The 18,046-nt window shown below is 44.5% G+C and carries 19 protein-coding genes; 7 read left to right on the forward strand and 12 right to left on the reverse strand.

The features are described 5' to 3' along the window. Window positions 1-51 precede the first annotated feature (51 nt). From DW930_RS06240 to DW930_RS06250, 3 genes are all read right to left on the reverse strand, one after another. On the reverse strand, window positions 52-1,005 hold the full coding sequence (locus DW930_RS06240) for a serine hydrolase domain-containing protein (protein WP_023024456.1): 954 nt from the start codon (window positions 1,003-1,005) through the stop codon (window positions 52-54). A 35-nt stretch (window positions 1,006-1,040) separates the two neighbouring features. Continuing rightward, the gene (locus DW930_RS06245) at window positions 1,041-1,775 is read right to left on the reverse strand and encodes a CppA N-terminal domain-containing protein (RefSeq protein WP_023024457.1); all 735 of its coding nucleotides are present in this window, start codon (window positions 1,773-1,775) and stop codon (window positions 1,041-1,043) included. Window positions 1,776-1,880: 105 nt separating this feature from the next. Then, on the reverse strand, window positions 1,881-3,161 hold the full coding sequence (locus DW930_RS06250) for a DUF308 domain-containing protein (RefSeq protein WP_023024458.1): 1,281 nt from the start codon (window positions 3,159-3,161) through the stop codon (window positions 1,881-1,883). A gap of 101 nt (window positions 3,162-3,262) precedes the next feature. Here DW930_RS06250 and DW930_RS06255 point away from each other — a divergent pair, with 101 nt between their 5' ends. The 3 genes from DW930_RS06255 to DW930_RS06265 all read left to right on the forward strand — a co-directional run bounded on the left by DW930_RS06255 (window position 3,263) and on the right by DW930_RS06265 (window position 6,852). Then, on the forward strand, window positions 3,263-5,542 hold the full coding sequence (locus tag DW930_RS06255) for a Xaa-Pro dipeptidyl-peptidase (protein ID WP_120701586.1): 2,280 nt from the start codon (window positions 3,263-3,265) through the stop codon (window positions 5,540-5,542). A gap of 112 nt (window positions 5,543-5,654) precedes the next feature. Beyond that, window positions 5,655-6,170 carry a DUF536 domain-containing protein gene (locus tag DW930_RS06260; RefSeq protein WP_120701585.1) on the forward strand — a complete coding sequence of 172 codons (516 nt, stop codon included), beginning with the start codon at window positions 5,655-5,657 and terminating at the stop codon, window positions 6,168-6,170. 88 nt (window positions 6,171-6,258) lie between these two features. Beyond that, complete coding sequence (locus DW930_RS06265) at window positions 6,259-6,852, forward strand: 3'-5' exonuclease (protein WP_123159584.1); 594 nt, start codon at window positions 6,259-6,261, stop codon at window positions 6,850-6,852. A 37-nt stretch (window positions 6,853-6,889) separates the two neighbouring features. On the opposite strand, the gene DW930_RS06270 is transcribed toward DW930_RS06265, so the two are convergent. Both DW930_RS06270 and DW930_RS06275 read right to left on the reverse strand, forming a co-directional pair. Beyond that, on the reverse strand, window positions 6,890-7,189 hold the full coding sequence (locus DW930_RS06270) for a YbaB/EbfC family nucleoid-associated protein (protein ID WP_048690824.1): 300 nt from the start codon (window positions 7,187-7,189) through the stop codon (window positions 6,890-6,892). Between the two features lie 140 nt (window positions 7,190-7,329). Beyond that, window positions 7,330-8,676 (reverse strand): Nramp family divalent metal transporter, encoded by a 1,347-nt coding sequence (locus DW930_RS06275; protein ID WP_123159585.1) that lies wholly within the window; start codon window positions 8,674-8,676, stop codon window positions 7,330-7,332. Between the two features lie 287 nt (window positions 8,677-8,963). Between DW930_RS06275 and DW930_RS06280 the strand changes: the two genes are divergently transcribed. The 3 genes from DW930_RS06280 to DW930_RS06290 all read left to right on the forward strand — a co-directional run bounded on the left by DW930_RS06280 (window position 8,964) and on the right by DW930_RS06290 (window position 11,229). Beyond that, window positions 8,964-9,494, forward strand: coding sequence for a hypothetical protein (locus DW930_RS06280; RefSeq protein WP_006595548.1), 531 nt, complete (start codon window positions 8,964-8,966; stop codon window positions 9,492-9,494). Window positions 9,495-9,581: 87 nt separating this feature from the next. Then, window positions 9,582-10,757 (forward strand): NAD(P)/FAD-dependent oxidoreductase, encoded by a 1,176-nt coding sequence (locus DW930_RS06285; RefSeq protein ID WP_123159586.1) that lies wholly within the window; start codon window positions 9,582-9,584, stop codon window positions 10,755-10,757. Between the two features lie 19 nt (window positions 10,758-10,776). Further along, window positions 10,777-11,229: an 8-oxo-dGTP diphosphatase gene (locus DW930_RS06290; protein ID WP_123159587.1), complete on the forward strand. Its 453-nt coding sequence runs from the start codon at window positions 10,777-10,779 to the stop codon at window positions 11,227-11,229. A gap of 34 nt (window positions 11,230-11,263) precedes the next feature. On the opposite strand, the gene DW930_RS06295 is transcribed toward DW930_RS06290, so the two are convergent. Then, window positions 11,264-12,004 (reverse strand): MerR family transcriptional regulator, encoded by a 741-nt coding sequence (locus tag DW930_RS06295; protein WP_123159588.1) that lies wholly within the window; start codon window positions 12,002-12,004, stop codon window positions 11,264-11,266. Between the two features lie 249 nt (window positions 12,005-12,253). On the opposite strand from DW930_RS06295, the gene DW930_RS06300 reads away from it, so the two are divergent. Next, window positions 12,254-13,594: a sodium-dependent transporter gene (locus tag DW930_RS06300; RefSeq protein ID WP_023027292.1), complete on the forward strand. Its 1,341-nt coding sequence runs from the start codon at window positions 12,254-12,256 to the stop codon at window positions 13,592-13,594. A gap of 323 nt (window positions 13,595-13,917) precedes the next feature. On the opposite strand, the gene DW930_RS06305 is transcribed toward DW930_RS06300, so the two are convergent. From DW930_RS06305 to tsaB, 6 genes are all read right to left on the reverse strand, one after another. Further along, window positions 13,918-14,586 (reverse strand): hypothetical protein, encoded by a 669-nt coding sequence (locus DW930_RS06305; RefSeq protein ID WP_023024474.1) that lies wholly within the window; start codon window positions 14,584-14,586, stop codon window positions 13,918-13,920. A 125-nt stretch (window positions 14,587-14,711) separates the two neighbouring features. Beyond that, the gene (locus DW930_RS06310; protein WP_023024476.1) at window positions 14,712-15,041 is read right to left on the reverse strand and encodes an AzlD domain-containing protein; all 330 of its coding nucleotides are present in this window, start codon (window positions 15,039-15,041) and stop codon (window positions 14,712-14,714) included. Next, on the reverse strand, window positions 15,028-15,723 hold the full coding sequence (locus tag DW930_RS06315; protein ID WP_006595541.1) for an AzlC family ABC transporter permease: 696 nt from the start codon (window positions 15,721-15,723) through the stop codon (window positions 15,028-15,030). The genes DW930_RS06310 and DW930_RS06315 overlap by 14 nt, the downstream gene beginning before the upstream one ends. An 87-nt stretch (window positions 15,724-15,810) precedes the next feature. Beyond that, window positions 15,811-16,833 carry a tRNA (adenosine(37)-N6)-threonylcarbamoyltransferase complex transferase subunit TsaD gene (gene tsaD, locus DW930_RS06320; RefSeq protein WP_023027294.1) on the reverse strand — a complete coding sequence of 341 codons (1,023 nt, stop codon included), beginning with the start codon at window positions 16,831-16,833 and terminating at the stop codon, window positions 15,811-15,813. Then, window positions 16,823-17,260, reverse strand: coding sequence for a ribosomal protein S18-alanine N-acetyltransferase (rimI, locus tag DW930_RS06325; protein ID WP_123159589.1), 438 nt, complete (start codon window positions 17,258-17,260; stop codon window positions 16,823-16,825). Before rimI ends, tsaD begins: the two co-directional genes overlap by 11 nt. After that, on the reverse strand, window positions 17,257-17,940 hold the full coding sequence (tsaB, locus tag DW930_RS06330; RefSeq protein ID WP_023027296.1) for a tRNA (adenosine(37)-N6)-threonylcarbamoyltransferase complex dimerization subunit type 1 TsaB: 684 nt from the start codon (window positions 17,938-17,940) through the stop codon (window positions 17,257-17,259). Before tsaB ends, rimI begins: the two co-directional genes overlap by 4 nt. Window positions 17,941-18,046: the final 106 nt, after the last annotated feature.

Genomic DNA, 18,046 nt, shown 5'->3' on the forward strand with positions numbered 1-18,046 from the left:
AATATAAAAAAAGAAAAAAAGCGATGGCTAAACCACGCTTCTTTCTCCGTCTTAGGAAGGATTTTTACTGGCCACTTCCATTTCTGTTTTGATGAGCTCCATCAGTTGATTTCGATCTAGTATCCATTGAGCCCGCTCATCTTTTTCATAGGTCCGATTGGATAGAAAAATAGCCGCCAATTGGAGCTTGCGGTTATAGAGAAGGAAGGTTCCTGTATAACCTGTATGGTCCAACCAGTCTCCTTCCAGATTCCAGGCCAGAGAGCGCGTCTTCCCTTCTTCTAAGGCATAGTTCTGCGATAGAATCTCTGCAAAAGGATCCTGTAAATAATGCTCCAGGAAAATTTCCATATCTCTAATAGTCGAGAACAGGCCTGCACTTCCAGCATGGACTCCCAGCACACGCGCTTTCGGATCATGGACGACACCAGCTGGAACGCCACGAAGGGTTGGCACCGCTTGAGAAACCGGGCCAAAAGTAGTCTCCTTCATTTGCCAAGGTGCAAAGACTTGCTCCTGAAAAATCTGGGCCAAATCCTGACCATACCACTTCTCCAGAAGAAAGCCCAACAAAAGAAAATTGACATCTGTATAGTGGAACTGGCGATTGTCCTTGAGCTTCAAACGGTGCAGGGCTTCTTTTAAGCCCTCAGCATCCAAGTCATCTCGTCTAGGGATGAAAGGATCCAGCCCAGAAGTATGGGTTAAAAGCTGACGGATGGTCACCTCTGCCTGCTCCATATCCGGATAGTGAGAAGCTAAGGGACGATCGATATCAATTTGCCCTTGTCGGACCAGAAAAGCAAGAACCGTTCCAACTCCGACGACCTTACTCACACTGGCCAAATCATAGGTCAAGCCAGGAATAACTGGCTCTTGCTTGTCTGGATCAGCTAGTCCCAAGTAATACTCCTGCCAGCTTCCTTTCTGATAGAGCGCAAGAGAGGCACCTGGGTAGATGCCTGCTCCTATTTGCTCTTGAATTTTTTGGATGATTTTTTCCATTTTTCTTCACTCATTTCAATCAGCCAAAGACTTGCTTAGGCTTCGAACCACCATTCAATCTTGCTTGGATCCTCAACCAAGACAAATTGTTGCCTTTTTGGTACAAAAGTCACCTGATCTCCAAAGCAAGAGGCCACTTCACTTGCTACAAATGGCTCTAGAATGACCTTGACCTGACAAAGGTCCCAAGTCTGTCCATTAGCTAGTGTGAGGTCCGGACCATCTGATGCTTCTAAGTCTAAATACTCTTCTAAGCCAGGTAGTTGTTGATAAAAAGCTGTAGAAGTCTCTACATTAGGTACACGAAGAACTATCTTTTCTACGAAAAACTCCGTCAAGGTTGTAAACTCTTCATTCGCTTGAAAATCTGGAACTTCCTCAATTTCAGTTAAACTGTCCACTTGCTCTTCCGCATGGAGCAAGATACGATCTCCTTCTGGCGAAAGAGCTTCAAAGGCATAGCCATTTTCCCCTCTGAAGAGGCGATCAACTTGATGACCACGAGCCAGAAGCCACTCAATTTCTTGCGGGTTGGTCACGCGAATCTTTAAGCAAGCCAAGCGTTTTGGTCCCTCAACCTTACGGGTTCTCATACTAGGGGATTCCTCTAAATAGAGGCGGTCTGTCTTCGATTGATCTCCAAGGGATAATAAAGCCCCATCTTCCAACAGGGTTTTCATTCCTAAGACCTTTTCAAAAAATTCTTGATTGACATTTCGATTGTTTGTTTTTAATACGGGTGAAATACTACTAATCTTATTTATGCACATAATTCCTCCAAGTCTTTTATATTTTAAAAGATTTTCTTTTTTTTTACAAGAAATCTTGTGCAAAAAAGACAGATTTCTCAAAATTTTGAATCTGTCTTTCTTTACTTAATATACTGTTCGTGTATGGACCCGCCCGTTTGGAGCTTCAAATTCGTATTCTAAGTAATCCTGATAGGTCCCTGGTGCAATCACTCCACGCACATCTAATACAGCCGTTCCCGCCTGTCCCACAATGGAATCTGCTAACAGGCAGCAATTCGTAGACAGAACAAAGTAAGATTTAAAACGCGAAGAAGTAAATTTATATAGCTCAGCCCCTAAATCATATTTCAATTTGTAAGCGTAGGTCGGCTGACCGTCTTCCAGTAACCTACTAGGTGGATCCCAAGGTTCTAACAACTGATCAATTTCAGCTAGACGCTTCTCTACTGCCTGATTCTCTTCTTCGGTAAGGGATAGGCTGTAGCCAAACAGCGTCTTTTGACTCTCTTTTTTACATAGTTCGATGTATGGTTCCTTATCCACTTTAAACAGTACGCCATCCCCAATCGTCCCAAATAGACGCTCTGAAAAGGGATCGTAACTTCCGTAAGAAATGACCTTCCCCTGATAACAAATATCTACATGCCCAATCGCTCCAAATAAGTTGCTGTCAGAAGTATGAACCAAAATTTCTAATTCCCTTGCCTCTTCTTCTTTTTTCACCAATCGATAAGGGCCTGTGTGTCCCGCCGAGCTCCCTTTTTGAAGAAACTGGTTAAACCGTTTTAACTCCTTAGCAGGGATAAAGGCTGCAAAGATAACCGGTAGGCTAATACGAAAGCGACGTTTTAACTCTTGGCCTTGTTGGTCTTTGTCAAATAAAATACCATCTCGAATATTAGAAATCCCCAACAAGACCAGATAAGCCCCCAAGAGGATAAATTGGAAGTGCCCATCTGAACCAGGTTCCAAGACAGTTGCTAGACCAATCCCACCGTTTAAAAGCGCATCCCATAAATAGAGCCAGCCTCCTTTTACCCGATTGGCCTTATAAAGCCAAAATGTGATCCCATAGACAATGGCACTCCCCAACTGATATGCCCCTAAACAAATCACAACTAAGTTTACGGGCAGACTACTCAGTCGATTCAACCAGATCAACGCAAGTGAAAGAAAAATAAACCAAATAGAGTGGCTATAGGAAATAGACTTGCTACGTAACAAAAAGCGAAGAAGAAAGCTTCCTAGTCCATCAACTAAAAAGTAAATGGCTAATAGATCCAAGGAAAATTTTGTGAAACCAACACCGTTTCGAAAAATGAGGATCCCAAAAATGACGGCAAGAACCCCAAACAATAAAGTCCGTCTTCTTGCAACTTCTTCAACAGATAATTTTCTCACCATGACACCCTCCTTCAGAGATCAAAGGTCTTTAGACAAATACTATTTTATCACGTATAATATAAGAAGTAAAGAAACAGTGAAGCTGATAAAAGGAGCATCCTATGAAATTCAATCAATATAGCTATCTACCAGTCGACCAAGCAGACATTCTAAAGGAACTGAAAGAAATCGGGTTTGACCTTCCCCTTCATCTTACAGAGAAAGAACTGTTTGAATGGTTTGTTCGCAAGGTTTATTTCACCTACAAAAATACAGATTATCCTCTCTCTAACCTAGTGGCGGATGCTGAAACAGATCTCCTGAGCTATTTCCAATCTGACCGCGAATGGTCGCCGGAGATTTTTTACACAGTAGCTCTCCAGTTGCTCGGTTTCCACTATTTTATTGACTTTGAAGATACGGACAGCTTTTTGAAAGAAGTCCAATTTCCGATTAAATATGGAAACTTGGTAGAGAATCTCTATCACCTCCTCAACACTCGAACAGTCAAAGGGAATTTACTAATCGAGCAGTTGGTCAGTGATAGCTTGATCCCTGAAGACAATCGCTACCACTTTTTCAACGGAAAAAGTCTAGCCACTTTTAACTGCCATGATGTGATCCGTGAGGTGGTCTATGTGGAAAGTCGGATTGATAGCGATCAAGATGGTCTTCCGGATCTGGTCAAAGTCAATATTATTCGCCCTCGCTATCAAGGTCAGATTCCAGCTGTTATGACTGCCAGCCCTTATCACCAAGGAACCAATGACAAGGCCAGTGACAAGGCGCTCTATAATATGAATGTGGACCTGGAGAAAAAAGAAGCAAGAAGCATCCAAGTCAGTCAACCCACGCTCGAAATCGTTGACCCAGTTGGAGAAGCTCAACTGGTCTCTGAGGCTGAAGAAACCCTCACTCATATCAACAGCAGTTATACTCTCAATGACTACCTTCTCGCCCGTGGCTTTGCCAATCTCTACGTCTCTGGTCTAGGGACCAAGGACTCCCAAGGCTTGATGACCAACGGGGATTACCGCCAAATCGAGGCCTACAAGAATGTCATCGACTGGCTCAATGGACGCTGTCGTGCATTCACAGACCATAGTCGCCAACGCCAAATCAAGGCTGATTGGTCTAACGGCAAGGTTGCTACGACGGGCTTATCCTACCTAGGGACCATGTCCAATGGACTGGCTACCACAGGGGTTGATGGCCTAGAAGTCATCATCGCAGAAGCCGGTATCTCTTCTTGGTACAACTACTACCGCGAAAATGGCCTTGTCACAAGTCCTGGTGGCTATCCTGGAGAGGATTTTGATTCGCTCGCTGAGTTGACCTATTCACGTGCCCTTCGGGCTGGAGACTATCTCCGCCACCATGCAGCCCATGTCGCTGATTTGGGACGGCTCAAGGAACAAATAGATCGCAAAACAGGGGACTACAACCAGTTCTGGCACGACCGTAACTACCTCCTCCAGGCAGACAAAGTCAAGGCTGAAGTCGTCTTCACCCATGGTTCGCAAGACTGGAACGTCAAACCCCTTCATGTCTATAATATGTTCCAGGCTCTTCCAGCAAACATCAGGAAACACCTCTTCTACCACAATGGTGCCCATGTTTACCTCAACAACTGGCAGTCCATTGACTTCCGTGAAAGCATGAATGCCCTACTTTCTAAAAAATTACTGGGCTACGATTCAAGCTATGAATTGCCAACTGTCATCTGGCAGGACAATACAGGAGAGCAAAGCTGGACTAGCTTAGAAGATTTTGGCAGCCAAACAGCTCGGCGGACCTTCTCTCTTGGTGACAGTGAAAAAGTTATCCAAAACCGCTATGCTACAGAAGACTATGAGCGCTATGGCAAGGCCTATCCAACCTTCTTAACCGATCTTTACCAAGATAAGGCCCAGCAAGTGACCATTGATCTTCCGATAGAAAAAGACCTACACCTCAACGGAAAAGCTCGCCTTCACCTACGGCTCCAATCTAGCACTGACAAGGGCTTGCTCTCAGCCCAACTGATGGAGCTAGGAAGCAAGAAGTACCTCCAGCCTTATCCAGCCGTCCTATCCGTCCGTACCCTTGATAACGGTCGTTACCATATGCTAGACAACTTGACCGAGTTGCCCTTCAAGGAAGCCGGCCAACGAGTAATTACAAAGGGGTATCTCAACCTTCAAAACCGTCATGATCTTTTACAAGTCGAACCTGTAACCCCAGGGGAATGGATGGAATTCGACTTTGAGCTCCAACCAACCATCTACAAGCTGGAAAAAGGGACTACTCTTCGCCTTGTCCTTTATACAACCGATTTCGAGATCACTGTCCGCGACCAAACGGACTACCAACTCACCATTGATCTGGCCAACTCCAGCCTAACCCTTCCTGAAATGGATTGAGAGATTACAGCCTTTTCTCCAGTCGTTCATTCGCCTGCTTGATTTGACAGCCTTGCCTACTTATGATAATATCTAAGAGAGTATTTCATAGAAAAAGAGTTTAGAGGATATTATGGCTATCGAAAAAACAGTCAGCGAAATTGCTGAAATTCTAGGAGTTAGTCGCCAAGCGGTCAATAACCGTGTCAAGGCCCTAGATCCTGAAGATACAGAAAAAAATGATAAGGGAGTTACCGTCGTAACCCGTAGTGGCTTAATCAAACTAGAAGAAATCTACAAAAAGACCATCTTTGAAGACGAGCCTGTCAGTGATGATGTCAAGCAACGGGAACTAATGGAGATTCTAGTCGACGAGAAGAATGCTGAAATCGTTCGTCTCTACGAACAACTAAAATCAAAAGACGACCAGCTAAAATCTAAAGATGAGCAATTAGCTAAAAAGGATGAGCAGTTGCGTGTCAAAGATGTTCAGATCGCTGAAAAAGACAAACAGCTCGACCAACAACAACAGCTAACCCTTCAGGCTATGAATGACCGTGAAACATTGAAATTAGAATTAGATCAAGCCAATGAAAAGGTTCAAGAACAAGAGAGTAAAGGCTTCTGGAGACGCGTCTTTGGTCGCTAAAAACTGACTTCGGTCAGTTTTTTCTATGCCTTTGCCTCCCCTCAATAATTAGAAAATCCAAAAACACCCAATAGATGAAGGAGTTCCCTTGAAAGAATTAAGCCACTATGTCTCCTTTGATTTAGAATTTAATCAATTTGAAGGAAAGTACCACATTATCCAAGTTTCTGCTGTCCGCTTTGCAGATGGCCAAGAAGTTGCCCACTATGATTCCTATGCCTATACGGATAAACCACTAAAGAGCTTTATCAATGGCCTCACCGGGATCACATCTGATAAAATCCTCCAAGCTCCCCCACTCGAGCAAGTCCTAGCGGAGTTCCGAGATTTTGTTGCAGATAGTCCCCTCATTGGATACAATGCCATCAAGAGTGACCTCCCTATCCTAGCGGAAAATGGGCTAGAGTTCACAGACCAATATGCTGTTGATGTCTTTGAGGAAGCTTCTAAACGCCGCCCTTCTGACCTCCATGGGATTAAAAACTTGCAGCTCCATACAGTTGCTCAGTTTTTAGGAGTAGCTGGAAAATCGCATGATAGTCTAGAAGATGCCCGGATGACTGCTCTTGTTTATGAAGCCTTTCTCGAATCAGACCGGGCCCGGCAACTCCTAACCGAACAAGAATCCTTTTCTACCTCTCCTTTTAGTGGATTGGACCTCTCCAATTTTTTTAACGACTAAAAAACCTCTATCATCGATAGAGGTTTTCTCTGTATGCTTAGAATGGTAATTTACCAGCAAAAGCTCCCAATTTTTTCTTGGTTGCCGCATCAATCTCTTCGATTGCCGCATTGATAGCTTGAACGGTCATATCAGAAAGAGTTTCTGTATCTTCTGGGTCTACTACTGCCGGGTTAAATTCGATGGATACCACCTTTTTATCACCTGTCAAGGTAGCGACGACCAAGTCCTGAGCAGACTTGCCAACAAATTGAGAAGCCGCCAATTCTGCCTGACTTTGTTCCATTTGTTTCTGAAGCTTTTGTGCTTGCTTCATCATATTTTGCATATTCATCATAAGATTTTCGAGATTCCTTTCGTATCAAGGGGTTAGGCCCTCTTGTTTAGTTTTTACTGCCCACTTCTGCCCATTTTCTAGCTAGATGGGAACTTCCCTTCTATTATAGCATGTTTTCCCCGTCCGACAAAGCTGATTTTTTATTTAAAGAGCGTCGTCACAATGAGTTGGACGTTTAAAAGAGTCAGAAGAGTAGCTACTCCATAAGCTAAATAAGTATTCCATTTTGCATTGACAAATTCTCCCATGATTTTTTTATTGGAGGTAAAGTAAACCAAGGGGAAAATTGAAAATGGTAGAGCCAGAGACAAGAAGACTTGAGAATAGACCAACAAATCATCTAGAACACTTTCCTGGTCTCCAAAGAGAAAGGCGACAATCAGGACAGGAGTGAGGGCCAACATCCGTGTAAAGAGGCGGACAAGCCATTGAGGAAGGCGGAATTTAAGAAAACCTTCCATGACAATTTGACCTGTTAGAGTTCCTGTAATTGTTGAATTCTGACCACTTGCTAACAAAGCAACAGCAAACAAGGTGGACAGAAAAGGACTTGCAATAGCTCCTGCAATGGCATTGTTTTGCAAGGCATCATACATACTAGAGAAGGCTCCAATTTCTTCTGCGTGTCCAAAAAAGAGGGCCGCTCCGAGAATCAGCAAGAGTGAGTTGACAACAAAAGCCAGGGTCAATTCAATATTAGAGTCCCAGGTCATGAAACGCACAGCCCGACGAACATCTGCAGGATCCTCATAATCGACCTTGCGTGTTTGTGAAATGGAAGAATGTAAATAGAGATTATGAGGCATGACGGTTGCACCAATAATCCCCAGAGCTAGCGTCAAGGCTTGTGATCCTTTAGGAAGACCAATGCCTACGATTTCCTTTTGGGGAATAAACCCCGCAAAAATTCCACCTATATCTGGTTTTGATAAGACCACAAGATAGATAAAAATCCCCAGAATGGTCAAAATCAAGGTGGAGACAATAGCCTCAATCTTACGAAAACCTAAGTGCATAAGTCCAAGGAGGAGGAAGACATCCAGGATGGTGACCAAAATAGAAAAGAGCAAGGGCCATCCGAATAGCAAATGGAGTGCAATCCCTGAACCAATGACTTCTGCTAAATCTGTCGCCATCAAGGCTAATTCAATCACTATCCAGAGAATATAGCGGAGCCACTTGGGCAAATGCGTCGCTGTTGTTTGGGCCAAATCTTTCCGATGGACAATCCCTAGTTTCCCAGCCATCTGTTGCAATTGCATGGCAATCAAGGAAGACAAGAGAACCACCGACAAGAGCAAGTAACGATAGTGAGCCCCTCCAACAACGCTGGTGATCCAGTTCCCAGGATCCATGTAGCCCACTGCTACTAGGCTCCCTGGACCTGAAAATAATAACAAGGTCCTCCAAAAAGAAGTTCCCTTGGGAACCTTGACGGATTGATTGATTTCTTGGAGCGATTTCCGCTCTAACTGTTCTAAACTCATGATATCCTTCTTTCCATGATGTCACTTCCCCTTGATTATAGCACAAATGAAATGTTTCGGTAAATTTTCTTTTTATTTTCAAAATAATATGCCCTTCTTCGTCCCCACATCCCCATTTTCTTCGTATTCCTTTAGCGATTTTTTCTCCTTTGATCCTCTAAAATGAACCGAATAGCTTCAAAAATGAACCAAATAGATTTTTCCCCCTATCTGACTTCAAAAGCTTGTATACTATTCGTAACTGAAAGATAGCTCAGTTATTTACTCAATAGCAAAGGAAAGAAACTATGATCTATGTCATTGAATACAATTATCCCTCTAAGATGTTGGTCGAACATATTAACAACTATCTAGAGAAAAAACGGGTTCGTAATCTACCAGTCAAGCTGGTCTATAATGGAAATATCTCCTATATTGACTATGACTTGAAAAACATTTACTTCTTCTCCTGTCAAGGAAATTCTGGAATCAACGCCTACAAAGAGCTCGAACGCATCCGAAGAAATGATCCCTTCGGACGCATTATCGTTCACTCTAACAAGGTGGACGGACGTAGACTCATGGACCATAAGCTACAAGTCTATGGTTTGATGGAACTAAGCCTCAGTGACTACGGAAAGCCAGACCTCTATTATCAAGAGCTCGACTTCTTGCTGGGCGATCTCTACGAAGAACTCTGGGAAATGGCGGCAGAAGCCAAGTACGCTGCTGGGAAGAAAACCAATCAGCTCTTCCCACGCTGGGGTCCTGAAATCGGCATTTACCCACCTAAGCGTTATTCCATCCATCTCCGTCAAAATCCAGACGAAGACAATTAACTCATAACAAGTGGAGCCTGGGGACAGGGTCCATTTTTTATGTTACAATGAACTGGAAATAAAACGAGACGAGAAAAAGGAGACCTTATGAACCACTACGATACCATTGTCATCGGAGGAGGCCCTGCTGGCATGATGGCCACCATCTCCAGTTCCTTCTACGGGCAAGCAACCCTCCTCTTGGAAAAAAACCGCAAACTAGGGAAAAAACTAGCTGGGACTGGTGGAGGTCGGTGCAATGTGACCAACAATGGAAGCCTGGACGATCTCCTAGCAGGTATTCCAGGAAACGGACGTTTCCTCTACAGTGTCTTCTCTCAATTTGACAACCATGATATCATCCGCTTCTTCACAGAAAACGGGGTCAAGCTCAAGATCGAAGACCATGGTCGTGTCTTTCCAGCTTCAGATCGTTCCCAAACGATTATTCAAGCTCTGACAGATAAGATTGCCGAGCTCGGCGGTCAAGTCCGCTGCCAAGTAGAGGTAACCTCTGTGAAGAAAATCGATGGACAATTCGTCATCAAATCCAAAGACGAGACCTGGACGGCAAACCGCTTGATTGTGACAACTGGTGGAAAGTCCTACCCTTCGACGGGTTCTACTGGCTTTGGCCATGAGATTGCTCGTCACTTCAAACACACTATTACCGAGCTTGAAGCTGCCGAGAGTCCTTTATTGACAGATTTCCCCCACAAGGCCCTTCAAGGGATTTCCTTGGACGATGTGACCCTCCACTATGGCAAGCACCATATCACCCACGACCTCCTCTTTACCCACTTTGGACTGTCTGGCCCCGCCGCCCTTCGCATGTCAAGCTTTGTCAAGGGTGGAGAGATCCTTACGCTGGATAGTCTTCCTCTCTATTCTAAGGAGCAACTCACAGAAATCCTAGAAGAAAATCGTGAGAAATCCTTAAAGAATGTTCTGAAGGCCTACCTGCCAGAACGCCTGGCGGAATTCTTTGCTCAGGATCTTCCCGAAAAGGTGAAACAACTCTCCCCCAAAGAGGTGGATGCGGTACTAACTAAGGTCAAGGAGCTTCCTATTCCTGTAACAGGGAAGATGTCCTTGGCTAAATCCTTTGTTACCAAAGGAGGTGTCAGTCTCAAGGAAATCAATCCTAAAACACTGGAAAGCAAACTGGTTCCTGGCCTTCACTTTGCGGGTGAAGTCCTGGACATCAACGCCCATACCGGTGGCTTTAACATCACCTCTGCCCTCTGTACCGGCTGGGTGGCAGGAAGTCTACATTATGATTAAATATCAAAGGTTGTAAAAAATGAATAGAAGAGAGTCAGTTGAATTTGTCAACATGTGCATGATTAAAAATGGGGACAAGGTTCTGGTTCAAGATCGAGTTAGTCCTGACTGGCCTGGCATTACTTTTCCTGGCGGACATGTTGAACGTGGCGAATCCTTTGTCGATGCTGTCATTCGTGAAGTGAGAGAAGAAACGGGTCTAAGCATTTCTAAACCCCAACTCTGTGGCATCAAGGACTGGTACGATGAGGATTACCGTTATGTCGTCCTTTTTTACAAGACCGAACACTTTACTGGTGAGCTCCAGTCTTCAGACGAAGGAAAGGTCTGGTGGGAAGAGTTTGAAAATCTATCTCGTCTAAAACTTGCAACCAATGATATGTCTGATATGCTTCGTGTTTTTTTGGAAGATGATCTCAGTGAATTCTTCTACTATAAAGACGGTGACGACTGGCTTTATGATTTAAAATAGCAAATAATCGGCGGAGAGTCCTCCGCCGATTATTTTATTTGCTCTGTTTTTCAACATAGTGGGCAATCACATCTGATGTGTACTGGGCTGTTCCAGGTCCAAATTTATCAATATTTTCCTTGAACTCAGGGTTATAGACGTATCCTTTACCGATATATCCGAAGACTTCAATAGAGCAGTCAAATCCATAAGTACGAATGGCTTGCAAGAGCTTGGCTGCTTGCTCTTGGTTTTCAGTTGCTGTTGCAGGTAAACCAGCTTGAAGATTTTGTGCCAAAGTTTGAAAGACTTGGTTAAAGGCAGCCGTAGACTCATCTTCGCGACCTTTTTGGCGTTCGAGGGCTTGATCCATGACTTCTTGTCCATACTTCTCTACCGCTTCTTGCTGGTATTTTTGATGATCTTGATAGCTAAATCCAGTGAATTTTTCCTCAATGGTCATTTTTCTTTCTCCTTTTTGTTCTTGAATGGTTTTTTGCAAGGTGGAAATCAAGGTATCCAGATGTTGCCTTTCTCGAGTTAGATACTCCAACTGCCTAGTCAAATGGGGCAATAAATCTTTCCTTTCTTCCTTTAACAGCTCTGCTATTGTTTCTAAAGAAAAGCCTAGATATTTGTAGTAAAGAATGACCTGAAGGCGTTCCAAATCCTCTTGACTGTAAGTTCGATAGCCGTTTTCCGACTTTAAGGGGACCAAGAGTCCTATCTTGTCATAGTGGTGCAGGGTCTTGACAGAGACACCTGAAAGCTGCGCAGCTTCTTTTATTTGGTACATGATTTTCTCCTTACAATGATAGTATACCCCCTCCCCTTAGGTCAGAGTCAAGTGTTTTTGCGAAAATTTTTTAACTTTTTGAGAAAACTATAAAAACATGAAAACCGCTTTCTTGACAGTCTTTAAAAATCATGATAGGATAATCAAGTCTATCAATCACACAGAAGGTTCCTAAAGAGCCGTTGAGAGAAGGCTATTTGATAACTCAAGTAGCCTTTTCTTATTTAAAAATAGATCGGAGTTTTAAAGATGTCTGAAAAATCTCAATGGGGTTCCAAAATTGGCTTCATCCTAGCCTCTGCAGGTTCTGCAATTGGGCTTGGAGCAGTTTGGAAATTCCCCTATATGACCGCTGCTAACGGGGGCGGAAGTTTTCTTCTCGTTTTTTTGATAGCAACTTTACTCATCGGCTTTCCCCTCTTACTGGCTGAATTTACTCTAGGACGTGCAGCTGGTGTCTCTGCCATTAAAACCTTTGGAAAACTCGGTGGCTGTCGCCTCTATGATGGGATCGGTTGGATCGGTGCCTTTGCCCTGTTTATCCTCCTCTCCTTCTACAGTGTCATCGGTGGCTGGATCCTGATTTATTTGGGAGTCGCCTTGGGAGAGTTATTCCAACTTCTCTCAGTTAGTGACTATACCCAGCTCTTTGGAGAGATTATTTCAAATCCCTGGTTGGCTCTTGGGGCCCAGGCCATCTTCATCCTCCTCAATGTCTTGATCGTTTCCAAGGGGGTGGAACAAGGGATTGAAAAGGCCTCAAAATTCATGATGCCACTTCTCTTCATTATCTTCTTAGTCATGATTGGTCGTTCCTTGACCTTACCTGGCGCTTGGGAGGGAGTTAGCTATTTCCTCAAGCCAGACTTCTCCAAGATGACTAGCCAAGGTCTGCTCTACGCTTTGGGCCAATCATTTTTCGCCCTCTCGCTAGGAGTGACAGCCATGTTAACCTATGCTTCCTATTTGGACAAGGATACTGACCTGGTCCAATCCGGGATTTCCGTCGTCTTCATGAATATCGCCGTTTCTATCATGGCGGGTTTGGCGATCTTCCCAGCCATGTCAGCCTTTCAAATCCCTTCTACTAGTGGACCAGGCCTCCTCTTTGTAGTCCTGCCACAAGTCTTTGACAAGATGCCTTTTGGTACCCTCTTCTACCTGCTTTTCCTTCTTCTCTTCCTCTTTGCGACCATTACCTCATCCGTCGTCATGTTAGAGATTAATGTCGGGAACGTCACCAACCAAAACAACAAACAGCGGGCTAAATGGAGCCAAATCATCGGCCTTCTGACCTTTGTCTTTGGGATTCCATCTGCCCTTTCCTATGGAGTGCTCTCCAAGTGGACCCTCTTTGGAAAATCCTTCTTTGATTGCATGGACTTTTTGGTTTCCAACCTCCTCATGCCTTTTGGAGCTCTCTGCCTCTCCCTATTTACAGGCTATATCTTTGATCAAGTCTTAGCCCAGGAAGAACTCAAGGTGGGAGAAGAGAAAACCAAGCGTTTCTTCTTCAAGCTCTGGATTTTCTTACTTCGCTTTGTGATTCCAATCGTCATCCTCATTGTCTTTATTACACAATTTATCTAAAACAAAATCCACGACTCCTTAAGGATTCGTGGATTTTTGAATGCAGACAAACTATTATTTTTTTATAAAACAGCTGGATAATTTTTAAAAAATGACTTTCATTTTTTAATCATTTAAGAAGATGAAAAACTTTACGGCGTGAGAAAAGTGCCTGAAACAACTGTGTTTCAGGCACTCGGGAATTTTGAGACCTTAGGCTCAAAATTAAGTCATGGAACTTCGTAGAAGTTCGCTGACGTCCGTACTCACCTAAGGAAAGTTTCTAAAATTACTTTATCTTCAATCTGAAATCCACGACTCTTTAGGGATTCGTGGATTTTTCTTTATTTTGTAAGGGAAACACGGAAATCATTGTATTTGCTATAATCAAAGTCTTCATTAAGCCCTGTTACAAATACAATCGGTGTATAATGGCCCTCTTCTAAGATGAAGCCGGGTTTTACCTTCATATTGGCTCCCCCAAGTCCAGCAATCCCTGGAAGAAGGGCATCAAAAGCGCCAGGTTCGTCTGTTTCCCAGTAATAGACATTACCAGATGCTTGAACTGCCTTGGCTTTCGTTGTTGCAGTACGAACAGGATTCAAGTCAGCTTGATAAAAGTTTGCTGTCGTAGTGACTGTTCCATCCGCGGCCACGGTCATTTGGACATCTTTGGCAATTTCAGTTGTTCCTGTCCAAGTCCCTACCAGTTCTTCCGGCACCATTTGAGACGAATCTGTGGCCTTGTTAGTGCTTGCTGCAGCAGATCCTGAATCGGTTTGACCTGAGTTTCCTGCATCTTGAGAAGCAGCTTGTGCCCCTTCTTGCGCATCCGTTTCAGTAGCTTTTGTCTCTTTCTTACCAGAAGCTGCCTTTGCTTTTTTCTGACTAGACTTCACCGTCGTTTGTGCTTCTTTGGTAGAAGATTTGTTCTCTTCTTTTTTTGAACCACAGGCTACGAGTAGGCTTGCAGAAGTTAATCCTAAAAGTGCTAAACTTGTCCATTTTTTCATCATGATGATCCCTCACTTCATTTGATAAAAACTATTATATTACAATATTACTCAATGTCAAGTATTATTGAAATATTTTTGCAACATTCGTAACAAACAGTAATCTATCTAAAAATTCAGGAGATTCAGGCGATAAGCAAACGTAAGAGGGCAACCAAGACAATCCCGAATAGAACCGTACCCATTAGGTTTTTGTAGCGAAAGGCCACTATCGTGGTCGGAATGGTTGCGACCAGATCTACCCACCGAACCTGAGGGAGCTGGCCCGGTTTCCCCTCTACTAGACTGGAAAGGATCAGGGCAAAAATAATGGCAATGGGAAGGTATTTTAGAAAACGCAGAACTGGATCTGGCAGCCCCCGGTATTTGACCAAAACGAAGGGAAGAATGCGCGGAATCCAGGTGACCACTGCGGACATCAAAATAACCAAGAAAATCCAACTATTCACGCGCATCGCACATCACCCCCACGAAACAACCTGTTAAAGTAGCCACTAAAACGGCCAAGGATTGGGTCAAAAAGAAGGTCAAGAGGAAAAAGCTAAGAGCTACTGCACCTAAAACAAGGAGCATGGTAGCCATCTTCTCCGTCAAACGCATGCCTTGAAACTGACCTGCAAAAATCCCAATAAACATGGCAACTAAGGCGAAGTCCAGGCCGAAGGCACTAGGATTGGGCAAGAGGGACCCCAGGGCTGTCCCCAAAATAGTTGATGAGCCCCAGGCCAGATAACCGACCACATTATTGCCATGCATCCAGGGAACAGTGATCCGGTCACTTTTTAATTTCTCACTTAAATAGACTCCGTAACTTTCATCTGTCAACAAACTACCAATTCCAATATTATGGACCAGGCTAGCCTCCTTAAAATCAGGGGAGGTATGCAGACTCATAAGCATATTGCGCAAATTGATGAAAAAGACGGTTAAGGCAATATTCATGAGGGACGAATGGACGGCAATCAAAGAGATCATCGCAAACTGAGAAGCCCCTGCGTAAACCAAGAGACTCATCAATCCCATTTCTAAAGGGGAGAGATAGGGCGACGCCACCACACCACAGGCTAAGCCAATACTGATATAACCCAAGGCCGTCGGAAGGGCATCCCTGACCCCCTGCTGAAAATTCTTTTCCACTCCTTCTTCCTTTCTTTTTTGATGCTATCTATTATAACAAAAAAAGGGACGGGAATCGTCCTCCCGTCGTTTATGTTCGTTTTTTAACTAATCTAAGTTCTCTTCTATCGGAGCAAAAGCAAGGCTAGGCTTAGCATTGAGGTCTAAGCTAGCAAAATTTCCCTTATTCCATTCGCTGACACTGGCATAGGCAATCATCCCCGCATTGTCCCCGCAGAGGCGCAGAGGAGGAATGATGACCTTAACATCTGTGATCTCAGAAGCCAGGCGTTCACGTAATCCTTGGTTGGCCGCGACTCCTCCCGCCACCACCAGGGTCTTAACAGGGTATCTTTCTAGGGCTTTTTTGGTCTTGGCCATCAAGATATCCATCACCGCTGCTTGGAAGGAAGCCGATAGGTCTTCCTTGGACAGACTCTCGCCTTTTTGCTCGGCATTGTGGTGGAGATTGATAAAGGCTGATTTGAGCCCTGAGAATGAGAACTCCAGATTGTCTTCCTTGATCATGGCACGTGGGAAATCGTAGATATCCTGACCCTTATGCGCCAACTCGTCAATCTCGCGACCGGCTGGATAGGTCAAGCCCATGACGCGGCCGACCTTATCATAGGCCTCACCCACTGCATCATCACGCGTTTCCCCAACGATCTTATAATCACCCGCCTCCGAGACATAGACCAACTCGGTGTGTCCTCCGCTGACCAGCAAGGCCAAGAGCGGAAATTCTAAAGGCTCAACGCTTTGAGCAGCCATCAAGTGGCCAGCCATATGATTGACAGGAATCAAAGGAATCCCATGGGCCCATGCAAAGGCCTTGGCTGCAGCAAGACCGACCAAAAGAGCTCCAACCAGACCTGGTCCGTAAGTTACCGCAACCGCTGTGACTTCTTCTTCTGTAATTCCCGCTTCTTCTAGGGCTTCCTCAATACAGGCCGTAATGACTTCGACATGGTGCCGACTGGCAACTTCTGGAACCACTCCCCCGAAGCGTTTATGGCTTTCAATTTGGCTGGCAATAACATTGGACAAGAGTTCTGTGTCATTCTTTAAAACGGCAACACTGGTCTCATCACAAGATGTTTCAAATGCCAAAATATATCTATCCTTCATTTGCTTCCCTTTTCATCATAATGGCGTCTTCGGTAGGTGCATGATAATACCCTTTCCGGCAACCAATTTCTTTAAATCCTTGTTTCTGATAGAGAGTCCGAGCCGGAGTGTTTCCTTCTCTCACCTCTAAAAAGACCTCTTTCTCCTGAGGAACAGTTTCTAGTAGCTGACGAGCAATCCCGCGCCCTTGCCACTCTTTTCGAACAGCAATTTGGACGACCTCTAGCTCATAGAGATTTTCTTGCATGGCCAAGAAGCCCACCAATGCTTCCCCACTGTAGGCCAAGGCATACCAATTTTGAGGTTGACCGAGATCCGCTAGGACTTGCTCCAAGGTCCAAGGACTTTGTCCATAGACATCGTCTAAGATTTCTACCAACTGAGGGGCTAAATCGAATCGCCCCGCTTCCTTCTCGATACGGATCATAGGCGTTTGATGTAGGACTGACCGGACTCTTGATGGTCCTTGAGCCAGTTTTCCTCAGCTTCTACCCGCTTGAGGTAGTTGGGCACAAAACCATGAACGGAGACAGCTTCTTTTGTAAGTCCTAGTCGACCGATCCGTACCGCATCCGGTAGGGTTTCTACCATCTGAGCACTCGGTAAGGCCTCTTGTATCTGCTCGCGAAAGGCTTCCACTTCCCCAAGGAAGGTCACCTTTTCAGCTCCCTTTACTCTTTCTAATACGGCTTCAAAAGAAAGGTGCCCCTCCGGGTAGACCAACTGATCCTCTTGGTAAAAGCCCGCATAGACATGGTTGCGCCGCGCATCCATGACTGGAATGGCCAGACCTTCTATCTCTTCTGGTACCAAGGCTAGTAAGCTCGACACCCCTACTAAGTCAATCTTTAGCGTTTGAGCTAGGGTTTTAGCCGTTGCTACCGCAATTCGTAAGCCAGTATAGGATCCAGGCCCTTCTGCTACTACGATACGGTCCAAATCCGTCGGTTTCCAATCAATGCTGGCCATCAAAAATTCAATGGTCGGCATCAAGGTAATGCTGTGGTTTTTCTTGATCGTCAGCGTTAACTCTGCTAATCGGTTTTCTTCCTCCAAAAGGGCAACGGATAGGGCCTTACTGGAGGTGTCAAATGCTAATACTTTCATGTTTTCTCCTCGTTGTCTGCTTCATATTATACTACAAATAGACGCCAAACGGTAGAGGAAGCACCCCCAGACTGTGAAATCACCTGCTCTCTATCCCTTCTAAAAA

Origin of the sequence: Streptococcus sp. AM43-2AT (assembly GCF_003603405.1) — a bacterium.
Taxonomy (GTDB): Bacteria; Bacillota; Bacilli; order Lactobacillales; family Streptococcaceae; genus Streptococcus; species Streptococcus ilei.